General features: G+C 57.3%; 14 protein-coding genes. 10 read left to right on the top strand and 4 right to left on the bottom strand.

All coding sequences use genetic code 11. From position 1 onward, the window contains the following. Positions 1 to 106 precede the first annotated feature (106 nt). The 5 genes from RID42_07585 (at position 107) to RID42_07605 (ending at position 5,477) form a co-directional block, all read left to right on the top strand. Entirely contained in the window at positions 107 to 685 is a 579-nt protein-coding gene (locus RID42_07585) for a D-sedoheptulose 7-phosphate isomerase (protein ID MEQ8247530.1), read from the top strand. Between the two features lie 657 nt (positions 686 to 1,342). Next, positions 1,343 to 2,059, top strand: a complete 717-nt coding sequence (locus RID42_07590) for a glycosyltransferase family protein (GenBank protein ID MEQ8247531.1) — start codon at positions 1,343 to 1,345, stop codon at positions 2,057 to 2,059. Further along, on the top strand, positions 2,052 to 3,044 hold the full coding sequence (locus RID42_07595) for a Gfo/Idh/MocA family oxidoreductase (GenBank protein MEQ8247532.1): 993 nt from the start codon (positions 2,052 to 2,054) through the stop codon (positions 3,042 to 3,044). The genes RID42_07590 and RID42_07595 overlap by 8 nt, the downstream gene beginning before the upstream one ends. A gap of 3 nt (positions 3,045 to 3,047) precedes the next feature. Continuing rightward, positions 3,048 to 4,373 carry a DegT/DnrJ/EryC1/StrS family aminotransferase gene (locus RID42_07600; protein MEQ8247533.1) on the top strand — a complete coding sequence of 442 codons (1,326 nt, stop codon included), beginning with the start codon at positions 3,048 to 3,050 and terminating at the stop codon, positions 4,371 to 4,373. A 126-nt stretch (positions 4,374 to 4,499) separates the two neighbouring features. Then, a complete protein-coding gene (locus RID42_07605) occupies positions 4,500 to 5,477 on the top strand; it encodes a hypothetical protein (GenBank protein MEQ8247534.1) in 978 nt (325 codons plus the stop codon). Here RID42_07605 and RID42_07610 read toward each other — a convergent pair. Beyond that, a complete protein-coding gene (locus RID42_07610; GenBank protein MEQ8247535.1) occupies positions 5,458 to 6,828 on the bottom strand; it encodes an MBOAT family O-acyltransferase in 1,371 nt (456 codons plus the stop codon). The genes RID42_07605 and RID42_07610 overlap by 20 nt on opposite strands. Beyond that, on the bottom strand, positions 6,828 to 7,859 hold the full coding sequence (locus tag RID42_07615; protein ID MEQ8247536.1) for a hypothetical protein: 1,032 nt from the start codon (positions 7,857 to 7,859) through the stop codon (positions 6,828 to 6,830). The genes RID42_07610 and RID42_07615 overlap by 1 nt, the downstream gene beginning before the upstream one ends. A 233-nt stretch (positions 7,860 to 8,092) precedes the next feature. Between RID42_07615 and RID42_07620 the strand changes: the two genes are divergently transcribed. From RID42_07620 to RID42_07635, 4 genes are all read left to right on the top strand, one after another. Further along, a complete protein-coding gene (locus RID42_07620; GenBank protein ID MEQ8247537.1) occupies positions 8,093 to 9,082 on the top strand; it encodes an SDR family oxidoreductase in 990 nt (329 codons plus the stop codon). Between the two features lie 113 nt (positions 9,083 to 9,195). Continuing rightward, the gene (locus RID42_07625) at positions 9,196 to 9,366 is read left to right on the top strand and encodes a hypothetical protein (GenBank protein MEQ8247538.1); all 171 of its coding nucleotides are present in this window, start codon (positions 9,196 to 9,198) and stop codon (positions 9,364 to 9,366) included. After that, complete coding sequence (locus RID42_07630) at positions 9,363 to 10,673, top strand: 3-deoxy-D-manno-octulosonic acid transferase (GenBank protein MEQ8247539.1); 1,311 nt, start codon at positions 9,363 to 9,365, stop codon at positions 10,671 to 10,673. The genes RID42_07625 and RID42_07630 overlap by 4 nt, the downstream gene beginning before the upstream one ends. 18 nt (positions 10,674 to 10,691) lie before the next feature. Next, positions 10,692 to 11,726: an MraY family glycosyltransferase gene (locus tag RID42_07635; protein ID MEQ8247540.1), complete on the top strand. Its 1,035-nt coding sequence runs from the start codon at positions 10,692 to 10,694 to the stop codon at positions 11,724 to 11,726. Here the strand turns inward: RID42_07635 and RID42_07640 are convergent. Next, complete coding sequence (locus RID42_07640; protein MEQ8247541.1) at positions 11,723 to 12,226, bottom strand: transcription termination/antitermination NusG family protein; 504 nt, start codon at positions 12,224 to 12,226, stop codon at positions 11,723 to 11,725. The two genes, RID42_07635 and RID42_07640, sit on opposite strands and share 4 nt — an antisense overlap. Then, a complete protein-coding gene (locus RID42_07645) occupies positions 12,223 to 12,843 on the bottom strand; it encodes a winged helix-turn-helix transcriptional regulator (protein MEQ8247542.1) in 621 nt (206 codons plus the stop codon). The genes RID42_07640 and RID42_07645 overlap by 4 nt, the downstream gene beginning before the upstream one ends. A gap of 200 nt (positions 12,844 to 13,043) precedes the next feature. On the opposite strand from RID42_07645, the gene RID42_07650 reads away from it, so the two are divergent. Next, positions 13,044 to 14,996 carry an ATP-binding protein gene (locus tag RID42_07650; protein ID MEQ8247543.1) on the top strand — a complete coding sequence of 651 codons (1,953 nt, stop codon included), beginning with the start codon at positions 13,044 to 13,046 and terminating at the stop codon, positions 14,994 to 14,996. The last annotated feature ends 23 nt before the right edge of the window (positions 14,997 to 15,019 follow it).

Consider the following 15,019-nt stretch of genomic DNA (forward strand, 5'->3'; position numbering starts at 1 on the left):
ACGTCCCAACAAATTATGTTCTCTCGGAAACCTATGGCGCCGAAAACCTTCCCGACGGAAGCGCCGAATCGACCGGCAGCGCCCAAACCAAGAATAGGTGACATTGATGGATGCCAGAACCTACTTCAATGAATCATTCGATGAGCATGAGACTGTCGCACGCGAGACAGTTCTAGCGGTAGAGGACGGCTTTGTGCGGCTCCTTGAGCTTTGCGTCCAGTCCATTAGGAGCGGCGGTAAGCTAATGTTTTTCGGCAACGGCGGGAGCGCTTCCGACGCGCAGCACCTTGCGACAGAGCTTACCGTTCGTTTCATCACCAATCGCCCGTCCATCGCAGCGATTGCGTTGACCACCGACACTTCGGCGCTGACTGCAATTGGAAACGACCTAGGATTTGAATTCCTGTTCTCACGCCAAATAGAGGCGTTGGGTAAGCCTGAGGACGTTGCGATCGCGATATCAACATCGGGGCGTTCGCCCAACATCGTTCGAGCTCTTACCAAGGCCCGCGAGATTGGCATGACGGCAGCAGCGTTCGGGGGAAAGGACGGCGGTGACATGAGAGGTCTGGCGGACCCACTTTTGATTGTGCCGTCAATGACTACCGCTCGCATTCAGGAGATGCATATAGCCCTAGGGCAGATGCTATGTGGTGCGCTGGAGATCAAACTGGGACTCGTCTGAGTCATCTGCCCCTGGTGCCTCAAGGGCGCGGGCATGAACCGCTGTGGCGATTCGTTCGCTTTTGCCATCCAAAAGGCCATGGTTTTCGCAAGGACGCATCTGTCAAAGGTCAAACCCGGCGCAGAGTAGCGTCAGACGCGAAGGCTGAGGCAGTGCGCACCACTATCGGTCGACGCCGTCTTGACCGCTATCTTGCTTCACGCGATGGCGTCGCGACAAGTCCGAACGATTCGAGAGAGCGGTGTTAGCGAGAAGCGGCAAGGAAACAGTACCCTCGGCACTAGATGCACAGGTTCACGCCGAGTGATCTTGTCGCCCTCACAACGGTCTATTCTGCTTCTAGAAGCGTTTGGCACCTGCTGTAGGATTGTCCAGTTTTGGCTAGAATAGGTTTGTGCCGACGGGCCAAAAGCCAACGGAATGCACTTCCCGGATCGGAACGCGATGAAATGCCAACAGGTATCTCGGGCGACTACTCTTGCCCCGATACTGACTAATTCGATATGGATTGCGTACGGTTGTGCGTCCTAAACAAGTCGTTTCTGTGTCTTGCGCGAACGGTCAGCCTGAAAACGATCTGATTCCTGGATAGTCAATATTCGGACCAATATGCCATCATCTGAAAAAAAACGAGTCTGCGCGACAATCGAGGCGCGAATGACGTCCTCGCGTCTGCCAGGAAAGGTCATGTTGCCGATCCTGGGCAAGCCGGTTCTCGAACTCATGATTGAACGTATCAAGCGTGTGCCTTCGATCGACGCCATCATTATCGCCACGACCAGTAACGCGACCGACGACTGTTTGAAAGAACTTGCGGAAAGGCTTGGCGTCTTCTGCTTTCGAGGAAGCGAGGAGGATGTGATGGGCAGAGTCTTAGGAGCTGCGCAAGCGTATGACGTTGACGTCATCGTGGAGCTGACTGGGGATTGTCCCATGATCGATCCGATGGTGGTCGAGGAGTGTATTGTGGCCTACCACAGAAGTGGCGTGGACTATGTGTCGAACCGGCTTGAACGTACCTACTCGATCGGAATGGACACCCAGGTTTTCTCAACCAGTGCGCTTGCGGACGCTGCCAACCGAACACAGGCGCCTAACGATAGAGAGCATGTTAGTGCCTACTTCTATGCCTACGACCACAACCTCTACACTCTCAAGAACGTAGCTGCGCCGCCGGAGCTGACGGATCCCGAATTGGCTATAACGCTCGACACGCCCGAGGACTATGACCTGATCAAGACTATCTTCGAATTGCTCTACCCTCAGAACCCAGAATTCACACTTGCCGATATTCTCGACCTGACGGTTCAGGAGCCCCGTTTGCGTGAAATAAACCGTCGGATCAAGCGCACTTGGGATCGAGCCGATGCCTGACTCCCCTTTTCGAGTCCTGGTAATCGGATGCGGGATGATTGCTGGCGGGTATGACGAAGTGCACAGCGATGGGGGCACCGTACTCAGTCATGCCGGCGCTTATCGTCGGTCGGGCTGTTTCGAAATTGTCGGATGTGTCGAACCCGATGCGACCCGCCGCAAGGAATTCATGGAATATTGGAAGGTTGACCGAGGCTTTTCGAGCATTGACGAAGCCTTATCCGACGGCATTGCGTTTGAGGTTGCGAGCGTGTGCAGCCCTACGGCGGACCATCCGACGAGTTTGCGTAAACTTCTCACCACGTCCGTTCGCGCGGTCTTTTGTGAAAAGCCGATTTGCGAGTCATTGCAAGAAGCAGTTGAACTTGCCGATGCATACCGGAAGCAGAATCGCATCCTAGTCGTAAACTACCGGCGTCAATGGGACCCTTCGATGATTCGACTTGCCCAGGACTTGAAGTCCGGGCGGTGGGGGAAGGTCCTTGCCGGGTCGGTTTTCTACGGGAAGGGGCTCCGGCACAGTGCGAGCCATATTGTCGACCTTCTGACCTTGTTACTCGGCCCATTGGAGGTCTGCGGTCGACTCGGTCGGCGTGGGGATTTTGTCCAAAGCGACCCGTCCCACGAGGCGGTATTGCGGACCGCTGACGGCGCCAGCGTAGTACTGCTGGTCGGTGACGACAGGGCCGTTTCGGTCTTCGAGGTCCATCTTGTCACCGAGAAGGGGCTCATTGATATTGAGGACAGCGGGCACGTTCTTCGTGTCCGACCCAGTCGACGCGATCCCCGCTATCCGAGCCATGTAACACCTTCCAAAGGAGAGCGTATCAAGACCGGTTTGGAAGACTCCATCTTTTTTGCTGTCGAAAATCTGCGCGAGGCCCTGGGCACCGGTGCTACGATACGAAGTGGTGCCGAATCGGCTATCGCGACGATGAGCATCTGTGAGCAGATCGCACTTTCCCCTTCCTATTATGAAAGCTGACCCATGAGTGATCTTGCCCTTCTTGGCGGCAGACCCGTCCGCACGAAACTGTTTCCAGCGCATAATTTCATCGGTGCAGAAGAGCAAGATGCAGTCCGCAAGGTCCTAGAGAGTGGCGTACTCTCCAAGTACCTCGGGGCTTGGCATCCCCATTTCTACGGAGGACCCGAGGTCCGGGCATTCGAAGACGAATGGGCTGAAATGTGTGGCGCTAAACATGGCGTCGCGGTCAACAGCAATACCAGCGGACTCTTAGCATGCGCCGGGGCCATGGGCGTCGGCCCGGGTGACGAGGTCATCGTTCCACCGATCACGATGTCGGCGACAGCAACGGCACCGCTCATTTTCAATGCCGTTCCAGTATTTGCCGACGTGGATCCGACAACTTTTTGTATCGATGCTGCCAGTGTACGCGACCGAATTACGCCGCGAACAAAGGCAATCATTGTGGTCCACATTCTAGGCAATCCAGTGGACATGGATCCAATTATGGAAATCGCAAATGAACATGGCCTCATGGTGCTTGAAGATTGCGCGCAGGTGCCGACCGGTACTTACAAGGGACGCCCCCTCGGCACGATCGGGAACCTCGGTGTCTTCAGTCTCAACTATCACAAGCATGTGCATACCGGCGAGGGCGGCGTGGTGGTGACCAATGACGACGATCTTGCCGAAAGGGTGCGTCTAATTCGGAACCACGCCGAATCAGTCGTTGCTGGGCGGCCCGGGATCAACCTCATAAATATGGTCGGATTCAACCTGCGGATGACAGAAGTCGAAGCGGCGATCGGTCGGTGCCAAATAAAAAAGGCGCCGGACCTTGTGCGGCGCCGTCGCGAGAATGTTGCATACCTGGAGGGCGCGTTTGACGATTTTCCCGGCGTTACGATCCCCAAGACGGCGCCTGGACGGGACAGCTGCTACTACTTTCATCACATGTTTTATGATGAAGATGAAACTGGCGTTCCTCGCCCGCTGTTGGTTGATGCCCTGAGGGCTGAATTGGCCCCCTACGAGCTTAGAGAGGACGAAGGCACACTGATAAACTATGGGTATGGTGGCCCGCTCTACATGCTTCCCATGTTCCAGACGAAAACGGCGTTCGGGGATGTCTCTTGCCCGTTCAGGTGTCCGCACTATGGGGGAGATGTGGACTATAGCGCCGGTATTTGCCCGAATGCGGAACGGTCGCACGCAACGGTGATCACCCACGACCTTATGAAGCCTTCGCTCGCCAAAGAAGACCTCGACGATGTTGCACGGGCGTTCAATAAGGTTTTCGCTCGCCTCGACGACTTGCGCGGTTACCGTCGCGACAATGAAGACTGATTCTCGCCCATGAGCACTGGACCAACTACCCGCATGCTCATGTTCTCACGGGATGCAGGGGGAGCGAACGTGGTTGTGGCCGTCCACGATCTCCTAACCGGACGCCTGGATATTACTAGTCTTCAAATGGCTGAAGCCGCGGTACATCTAATGGAGTCGCTGGTCTCCGACAGCAGTACCCTTGAGCTGATGGTATATGCTCGGGAATTTGCACTTCCGGTATGGCGAGCCGCCGGCATTCCCGCGACAGACTGGCTGGAGGTCCACCGGGACTGTAGGTCCGCTGATGCCAGTGCGGTCAGTTACATCGCTGAGTGGCTTGTCCGCAACTCCATCAACGTGGTTGTTACGGCGACGGGGGGAGAAGGCCAGGAGCAGACCGACAGAGCGATTTGGCTAGCCGCTAGACGCTGCGGCATTCCCTCGCATGTCGTCATGGACCGGATGGTATTGGTAGAGGAGCGTTTCCAAGGACGCGATGGCGAGTTCGTTCGTCCTGATTTTGTTCATGTCCCGAGCGAAGAAGGGAAACGTCTGCTTGAGGAACTTGGCTTCTCACCGGAGTCTGTTCGGGTCGTGGGGCCTTTGCACTTGGACAGGGTAAAAAGACTTCAGAGCGAAGCGCGCGAAAAACGAGCTGAGCTTCGCGAGGCTTGGGGAGCTTCGCCGGACGACAGGGTCGTCCTCTACGCATCGGAACCAGTTCGGGAGACTGAGGTGTTCCTAAAGGGGCGTAGTCCTGACGAGTTTCGCGCCCTTGAGTGCCTGATTGATATGATTCGCGACGACGGACTACCCCAAGAGATAGCGGGCGATCCGGCGAGGTCACTAGTCGTCATTCGTCCCCACCCGCGGGACTCAAAAAATAAATATTTGGCCTATGAGGCGAGCACCTTTCCGCGGGTGTTGGAGAGTAGTAGCGGTACACCTGTTGAAGTCGCGCTTGCGGTCGATGCGGTTATGGGCATGAATTCCTCCTTGCTCTACGAGGCAGAAGCAATGGGAGTCCTGGCATTCTCGCTCGTCGAAACAAGCCCGTTCCAGCGGAAATTGGGACCCCGCCTTCCCGCACCACCGTGCAAGTCTAAAACCGGAAGTAGATGAAGGTGTTTGAGTCGTCGATAAACAGGAGTGTCGTGACGGCAATAACCGCGGCAACCACGCCAAATCCGATAGCGGTGCCGCAACCCATGCTACGCCCCTTCTCGATCAGTCGCTCGTAATTTACGCCAAAGCAGACTGCGAAGGCAGCAGCGACAATGACCCAGCCGGTCGGTCCGGGTGTTGCCTCGCCACCCAGTCCGACCAAACTCGTCAATAGGGCACCGGCGCCGCCGAAGTCGTAGAGGAAAAGGCTCCACCCCAGACTCACCAATGTAAAGTTGAGCAACCACTGCAGGAGTCTTGGAAGACGGTCCCATGCAGGGCGTATGAGATGGTAGCCCCCTACGAGCCCGCCGTGGTAGAGGCCCCAGACCACGAAGTTCCACCCGGCGCCATGCCACAGGCCCACAATTGCAAACACAATGGTAATGTTACGGACGTAATGTCGATTACCGCCCATTGGCAAGTAGAGGTAGTCACGGATCCAATAGGAAAGTGTCACGTGCCAGCGTCGCCAGAACTCGCGCGGGTTTAGACTGTCGTAGGGCCGCAGAAAGTTGTCGGGAAAGTGGAAGCCGAACAGACGACCGAGTCCAATCGCGGCCAACGAGTAGCCGTAGAAGTCAAAATAGATCTGTAAGCTGTAGCCCAGCGTGACAAATGCTGCGCCACTTGCGGAAAGTGCCGCCGGTGACTCGGAGAACGACGCCATTGCGTTAGAAATACCATCCGCCAGCAGGACCTTTGAGCCGATTCCCACAATGAAATATGCCGTCGCGATGTATACGTCCGATAGTGTGGGACGGAACTCTGCCAATCGGCGGATGGGAGCGACCACTTGTTCGAATCTGAGGATCGGGCCTGCCACGAGTTGAGGAAAGAAACTCACATAGAGGGCCAACTCGCGAAATCGGGGTTGTTCGTCGATGTTGCCCCTGTAGCGGTCGATTGCGAAGGCGATTAACTGGAATGTAAAGAACGAGATGCCCGCAGGCAGGAGGACGTTGTCGAATAGCGAGAACTCCTTGATCCCCTGATCGCCGAGCAATAGGCCGCGAACGGACGCTTCAAGGAAAGCCGCGTATTTGTAATACACGAGCGCTCCTGCGGGCCCGATGATTACGATCACAAGCCGCAGCCAGCCTCCGCGCATCACGTGTGATAGCGTCAGCAGATAAACCCAAACCATCCCCGCAGCTAGAACGGCGGCATGTTCTAGGCCTGACCAACCATAGAAGACGAACGAAGCGAAAATAAGAAGCCAGGCCCGGAGTTTGGCCGGTGCAAGGAAAAAACCGAAAAGGACGAGTGGTAGAAAGAGGAAGAGGAAGCCAAGGTCGTTGAACAGCATCAGGAGCCGACCCCTCCGACAGCCAGCGAAACGACAAACCGTCCTAATGATTTGGCTGGGGCATGTGTCTGGTCGAGCCACGTGGCGTCATTTTGAAACGGCTCGAAGGCCTCGGCAGTTACACAATTTAGCTGCAGCTGGTCGCACTGCTCGACGAATACTCGGCGCAGTACTTGGACATGTTCAAGCTGCGAAGGGGGGCCATCCAGAACAGTGCCGGGTGCTAGCGGTGATTCAAAAATGAATATCTGACTGCCACTTCTGTCAACTTTGGCCAGTCGTGCCAGATCTCCCGCAAAATAGTCTGGCCACAGCACGAAGGGGGCCGGAATCGTAAGCGTCGACTTCACCTCGCTTGAAGTGCGTCCGAGATCTTCGGCGCTAAGGCTGCGGCTGCCGTCGCGTCGATAGCGCACGCCGTCTTCGTTTGAGCTCAATGCCGGGAAGGAGTGCTTCAGCCGGGCGAAGAGGTAATCGAAACTGAATGTTTCTGTTAACTGGGCTTTTTCTGCTCGTATGTGGTCGATGAAGGATTGAACCGTAAGTTTAGGCTCGCGGTTTGCGATCAGTCGGGACAGATCGTTCGCCGCGACACGAATGCGATCACCAAGGCCTGGGAACTTCGCCTCCGACACCTGGTTTAGGGCGAGGTTATCCAGGCTTATGACAACTGTCCCCGGGAGCGCCCTCTTGTCCGCCAAGTACTCGACCAATGCGACGCTGTCGCGAAAGGAGGAACCGGGAACGCCAAAGTTGAAGACAGTCCCGGGCAACATGCCGGGAAGGTCGTCCTCTGACACGCCGACGATCCTGCTATTACCGAAAAGACCAACTTCGTACTGCGGCACATCGGCAGCATGTTTGGTCTTGAGCGCCGCCAAATCGAATTTGTCGAGCAGGTCGAGGTTCGTTGATTTGGATTCCGCGCTCCGTGCGAAAGGATCCGGTAGGATCGAACTTCCGCGGCTGCCGATGACTACTACACATCCGACAAGAACCACACTGAGGAAACTGAAGAGAAACGTGCGCATTGCGGTGTGTTTGTTTGACGGGGGGCTAGCGTTTGCGCAGCATACCATGATCGGCAGTTGTCAGCGTATCCAAAGTGTTGTCCATGATGGTATTTTTCCACGCAACGAGGTTGCTTAGCCGAGTGGCAGAGGGATACTGGTACTAACCTTGTCAGAGAGTAGAACTTGATGTGGATCGCTAGTCCTGTGAAACACCTGTTGTATCTCGGCGGTCGGATGGAATTAGGCACATTGTGAGAACCCTCGTCACTGGCGGAGCGGGTTTCATCGGTAGTCACGTGGTGGACCGGCTGCTCGATGAGGGTCACGAGGTCATTGTCATCGATAACTATTCTACAGGTCGGCCGGCAAACATTGTTCACGTGGCGCGGCGCCTCACTGTCGTCGAGGCTGATATTGCACAACCCGGATCGTGGGTTGGCGCCTTCGACAAAGTAGATTGGGTGATTCACCTCGCCGCACTTGCCGATATAGTGCCTTCAATCCAAAACCCCGAGGGGTATTATCGCGCGAATGTGGACGGCACGTTCAATGTGCTTCAGGCAGCAAACGCTGCGGGGGTGAAGAGGTTCGTGTACGCTGCGTCATCGTCCTGCTACGGCATTCCCGACGATTTTCCGACACGGGAAACCGCAGAAATGAGGCCGCAATATCCGTACGCGCTAACCAAGCTGCTTGGCGAGCAATTGGTGATGCATTGGGCTCAAGTATACGACCTTCCAGCGGTATCTCTGCGCTTCTTCAACGTTTACGGCCCGCGCTCGCGTACTTCAGGGACCTACGGTGCGATGTTCGGGGTTTTTCTGGCTCAAAAACTTGCGGGTAAACCGTTCACCGTTGTGGGCAATGGGGAGCAATCCCGTGACTTCACGTACGTAACAGACGTCGCCGATGCCGTTTACGCAGCGGCGGCAAGCAACGTGACGAGCGAGATAATGAATGTTGGATCGGGTGTGACAGTTTCCGTCAATCGGGTTGTTGATTTTCTTGGAGGTCAAAGAGCTTTCATACCGAAACGCCCGGGCGAGCCAGACAAGACGTTCGCCGATATCAGTAAGATTCGAAGCCTTTTGGGCTGGCGTCCGAAGACCGGCATCGAAACGGGAATATCGATGCTTCTGGAGAATATTGATTACTGGCGCGATGCTCCTGTCTGGGAACCCGATTCAATCGCTGCAGCCACCAGCGATTGGTTCAAATATCTTGGCAAACATTCGGCATGAACGTCCCAGGGTCCCTTGATCAGGCGTTTGTAAAGTGTGGATCAGTTGTTCGAGAGACTGCCCTATCAGGTTGGTCGGCCAACACAATCCCAGGCCTTTGCCAACCGAAGAAAATGAAACTTAGCATTGCCGTGCTCGACGATAGGGATGGGGGCGGCCTTGCTGGGTTGGCGAATCCGTTGCTCCCAGCGCTTTCCAGCACGACGGCGCGCACACAAGAAATGCATGTTACGCTCGGCCAAATGCTTTGTGGTGCGTTGGAAACCGAACTCGGTCTCGCATGAGCCTAGCGGGAACGCTGGGGCTCTCGTCCTATCGCGTCGCCGGTTATTTGGCCGGACCTGTCGTGCGACGAAAATTGCGTCAGCGCATGGCGCTTGGAAAGGAAGACCCGCAGCGAATAGGAGAGCGCCTTGGACACACCCGAGCAGATCGTCCCTCGGGGACCTTGGTTTGGGTCCATGCGGCGTCGGTTGGCGAGGGCCTTGCCGCCCTGCTCCTGATCGACGAGATACACAAACGGCATACGGCCCTTCGGTTCCTATTGACGACGAGCACCGTTACGTCGGCAAACCTTCTGGCGTCCCAACTTCCTCCCTTCGTAATCCATCAATTTGCGCCGGTCGACTTACCAATGGTCGCTCGACGTTTTCTCGATCACTGGCAACCGGACGCGGCACTCCTCTTGGAATCCGAGTTCTGGCCGAACCTTTTGCTTGGGCTCGCGCATCGCGCAATCCCGGCTGCCCTGGTCAACGGTCGTGTCTCGCCTGACTCCTACGCTCGGTGGTCCGCACTTCGGCCGGTCATCGCTGACCTGCTCGCCTGTTTTGAGGTTTGTCTGGGTCAATCCGATCGCGACGCCGAGTACTTGCGCGCACTCGGGGCGCTGCACGTCGTTGCCACTGGAAACATCAAGGACGCGTCACCGCCGCTCGGGGTCGATAAGACGACGCTCGACGCGGTTCAAGCGGCAGTCGGCGATCGACCTCGTTGGATCGCGGCGAGTACGCATGCGGGCGAAGAGGTTGTCGTGGCTGAAACCCACCATGCGCTGTTGCACCGGTTTCCCAACCTGTTGACCATCATCGTACCCCGGCATCCAGAGCGGGGTGCGGAAGTTTGCAGGACGTTAGATGCCCGCGGGACTACGGCGGCCCTGCGGTCTCGGGGGGAGGAAATCGGGCGCGATACGACCGTTTACATCGCTGATACCCTTGGGGAAATGGGGTTGTGGTACCGGCTGTGCCCAATTGCTTTCATCGGGAAGTCCTTGATCGGACGAGGCGGGCAAAACCCGTTGGAACCGGCCCGACTCGGGTGTGCCCTCCTCATGGGCCCGCACATGTCAAATTTTCAGCAAATTTCTACAGACTTGGTATCCTGTGGTGCAGCCCGGTTGGTCGATGACGCCGCCGATTTGCAGTCGCAGCTTGGCGCGTTGCTCGGCGACGACGAGGTTCGTCTGGCGATGATACGGGCGGGTCAGACTTACAGTGCAGCGGGAGGCATGGCGATGACAGCGACGATGACCCACCTGGAGTCGATTCTTTCTCGCGTCGGAAACGGCATCGCGTTGGCGCGGAAATGACGAGTTAGGGAACTAACTTTGTTTCTGGCAGCCTATATTTTTGCAGGTGCTTTTACCCTCGCGGGTTGCATTTTTGGCCGTCAGATCGGCACTGCACTCGGCGTGATGGATTTGCCCGATGGGCGCCGAAAGCTCCATGCTGCCCCGACGCCTTTGGTGGCGGGGGTGGCGGTGATGATTCCGGTCGTCGCGATGGGACTTGTCCTGTCACAAACGTCGATATGGGAGCCGCTTTATCTCGCGATTTCGGGCGTATCGGCATTCTTCGTCGCGCTTGGCCATGTCGACGATCGCAGCCATATCCGCGCGCTTTATCGGTTGTTGTTGTCCGCACTGGTAGTCGGGTCGGCGCTTTGGGCGGTTCCTGGATTGACGGTACGCGTTCTTAGTTTCAGCTTTTCCGATCAGTCGTCGCCGATTTTCTTGGGCAGCATCGGCGGTGCCGCATTTAGCGTTCTGTGCCTAGTCGGTCTTCAGAATGCCGCAAACATGGCGGATGGTAAGAACGGCTTGGTAATCGGGATGTCCTTGATTTGGATCCTGCTCCTATTCGCCTACACCCCAGCGCACATGGATCCGCTGCTAATCGTTCTAGCGATCGGTCTCGTCGTCGCACTCACCTTCAATCTTGCGGGGAAGGTGTTTCTGGGGGACGCCGGAACCTACGGTCTCAGCGTGACGATCGGGATGATTGCCCTATACAGCTACAATGTCGATTTCGTCGGGTTTCCCGCCGATGCCGTCGCCCTGATGTTCTTGGTTCCTGTGGTCGACACGTTGCGACTGATCGTTTTGCGCACCTTCAGGGGGCGCTCGCCGTTTTCGCCCGATCGCGATCACCTGCACCACGTTCTGCTCGCGCTGATGCCGTGGCACTGGGCCTTGACGACCTATCTTGCTCTGGTTGCAGTCCCGAGCCTTGTTGCACGCTACAACGTAGATTGGACGGGTAGTTTGGCGATCGGGACGTTGACGATTTACGCGATCTTGATCGCGCAAAAATACCGGCCGATCGGGGTCGCCGCGTCGAAGCCTGGGTCGTCCTCGACCTAGGCGCTTTCCGGCACGATGGCGTTCGCGGCGACGCGGGTACGAACCTGTCGTCCCAGGAGGTCGACCAGAATGATCACGCGATCCTGGTCGTCGTGGCAATCGAAGATTCCGACTTGATCGCACAAAGAACCCGAAACCAAACGCACCGATTGGCCCTTTGTCAGGGGGGCACGGCCGAGGTGCACAAAACCGTCGCCACCTTCGCGATCCTTGATTTCTTGGATCAACCGGTCGGGGAGCGTAGGAAGGTGGGAGCCCATTCGAACCAAATCGACGACACCTTTGGCGGAAGCCGCAACGGCCGCCGCAAATGCCGAACCAGGCGCGGATTTGACGAACAAATACCGAGGAAAAAGCGGACGCGCGACCATGTCGGTCCGCCGAGCGTGCCGCCGCATGGCCATGTACTCGGGCAAGTAGGCGTCAAATCCCAATTCCCACAAATTGGTTCGCGCCCAACGTTCTTTGCGCGGCTGCGTATAGGCCACATACCACGTCATTTTGTTGTGCTCTTCTGATTGACGCGAAGAATCTTAGGCACCCGAATGGTCAATCCCGCAGGATGGTCGGCAAGCTCGTCGTAGGTTGCCTGGCCGGCGTTCATGTCGGTCACGATGAAGACATCGACGGCGGGGATATCGTCTATGCTTTTCACGACCGGAATGCCGAGGAAGGTCGGCTCGTTTCCACTATCGACTATGGCAGCGATTTCGATCGGGTATTGCCCTGCGCACAAGATCACTATTTCTGCTATTTCGCTCCGGCCCGCGAGGGCGACACGGCTGTAACCCGCGGCAACACAGGATTCCAAGATCGTGTCTAGTTCATTTCGGGCGTGCCTATAGAAGCTGAACGACGACTTTAAGTATCGCGCGGTAAGGCGACTCTTTTCGGAGAACCCTTTGGGCGTAAGGTAATAGGCGTAGCGGTTGGGTGGTGCTTGCGACGCTTTGATCCACCCCCGCTTAATGCATCGCTTGATATAGGCATTCGTCAAACCAAGGGCGATGCCGAGATTCTGTGCGAGGCTACGCTGGGAATGCGGCTCGTCGCTCTCGACCGCGCTTAACAAGTCCAACGTGATTTCGGTCTCGGCGCTGTTTGGTTGGTCGGGCATTATTTTTTGAAAGGTGTTCAGGACGTGAACACTAACGCGTTCATGACGTGAACGTCAAAATCTTTCGCAGGTCTGCCGACCTTCGCTCCGCCGTGCAACGGGAACGAGGCTAAGCCCAGGGACCGGAAGCGCCTTCCCAGACCATTTGCACGCTCTATAGTCTGGGCAGGATTGTATCCGCGACACGTTGGAGCGTTGCAATGGAACTAGGCCGCCGCTTGTTTGGCAAAGAAACAGCGCCGGGAAGCGCGACCCTAAAGGGTCTCATCGCGGCGCTGCATGCCTTGCCGCAAGGGTTTGCTTTGTTCGATGCCCGGGACAAGTTGGTGGTGTGCAATCCCGCCTTTCGTGAGGTTTTTGAGGCTGGCGACGACCCCATCCCCGATGGCGCCTCCTACGCGGCCGTTCTGCGAGGCGCTGCCGTTAAGGGAAAAATAGAGGGGGTTCGACGCGACGAAGAAACGTGGCTCGCGGAACGCCTCGCTGCGCATGTAAACCCTGAGAACATCTTCAATCTAACGCTTCGGACCGGTCGTACATTCGTTGTTTGGGAGCAACGGATTCCTGGCGGCGGCACGGTCGTGAGCCTCGTCGAGATTACCAGCTACGAACGCCGCGACGCCGCCAGCCGGACCAACGAGCAAAAGGCGCGGGCGATGCTCGATAGCGTCTTCGATGGCGTTTTGACGATCGGCGCAGACAGTGTCGTCGACAGCGTCAACGCCCGGGCCGCGGAGATATTCGGGCGGCCAATCGAAACCATTATCGGCAATAGTGTGGGGACTATCTTTCCCGATCTTCCGCTCTCGGAGCTTATTGGAGACGACGCGCTGGGTGGCATCCGCGAGCTCAAAGGCCGGGGCCCGGCGGACGCCGCGATCAACCTTGAGGTTGCGGTGAGCGAACTTCCCGACACCTGGTCGCTGCAAGATCGCCGCCGCGAAACCCGCCAGACCTTTGTCGCGACGATCCGCGACGTGACCGAACAAAGGGCGCTCGCCCGGCAGCTTCAACAGGCGCAGCGGATGGACGCAATCGGTACGCTGGCTGGAGGAATCGCCCACGACTTCAACAACATACTTTCGATCATCATGGGATACGGCGGCCTGATCCAGCAGGACTTGCCGGAGGGCACCGAAGCGCGGGAAAACGCAGATATGGTGGTCCAGGCGGCGCGACGGGCCCGCGAACTGGTCGAGCAAATCCTGACCTTCAGTCGCCATTCGGACGACCAAGCGAAGAAACCTTTGGATCCGAAACCGGTGGTGAAGGAGGTTCTCAAGCTGATTCGGTCGACCGTGCCGGCAACCATTGAGATCGTGCAGGAGATCGGCGAGGATGAAGGACGGCTCCTTGGAGACGTGTCTCAACTCCATCAGATTGTGATGAACCTTTGCACCAATGCAGTGCATGCGATGGGTGCAGGCCCGGGCCGGCTTCTGGTGTCCTTGACCCGTGAAAATCTGGATGCCGAGGCCGCCGCCGCTTGGGGTGTCCGAAGTGGCGATTTCTGGCACCTCAGCGTTGCCGATAGCGGCGAAGGAATTGCGCCCGATGTCTTGGACCGCGTTTTTGAGCCCTTCTTCACGACCAAAGAACGGGGACAAGGGACTGGGCTTGGCCTCGCGGTTGTCCACGGGATCGTCACCGATCACGGTGGCGTCGTGCGCGCCGAAAGCAGGCTAGGGCAGGGAGCAACGTTCCATGTCCTCCTCCCGGTGGACGACGCCGAGCGAGAAGCCCTGGTGGACGCGCCTGTGTCGACCGCCCTCGCCGGCCGCGGTCGCATTTTGCTCGTCGACGACGAGACGCTGATCGTTCGAATGGGGCAGAAAATCCTCAATCGCCTCGGCTACACGGTTGTTGGCGCAACGGATTCAGAGGAGGCGCTGGAGACCTTTCGCGCCGATCCGGGCGGTTTCGATCTGTTGATGACCGACCAGACGATGCCGGGGCTGACGGGCGATGCCCTGATCGAGGCCGTGCGGGCGATTCGACCCGACCTACCGGTGGTGCTGTGTACCGGCTACAGCCAGGTGATGGACGAGGAAAAGGCCAAGGAAATGGCGATCGACGCCTTTGTCATGAAGCCGTTGGAGCGGGAGGAAGTCGGACGCATCGTCTCCACTGTCTTGGCTGCGCGGGTGGGCTAAGGCCGGTGTTGCAGCCTGCCGCC

Source organism: Alphaproteobacteria bacterium, assembly GCA_040216735.1.
Lineage (GTDB): Bacteria > Pseudomonadota > Alphaproteobacteria > SHVP01 > SHVP01 > CALJDF01.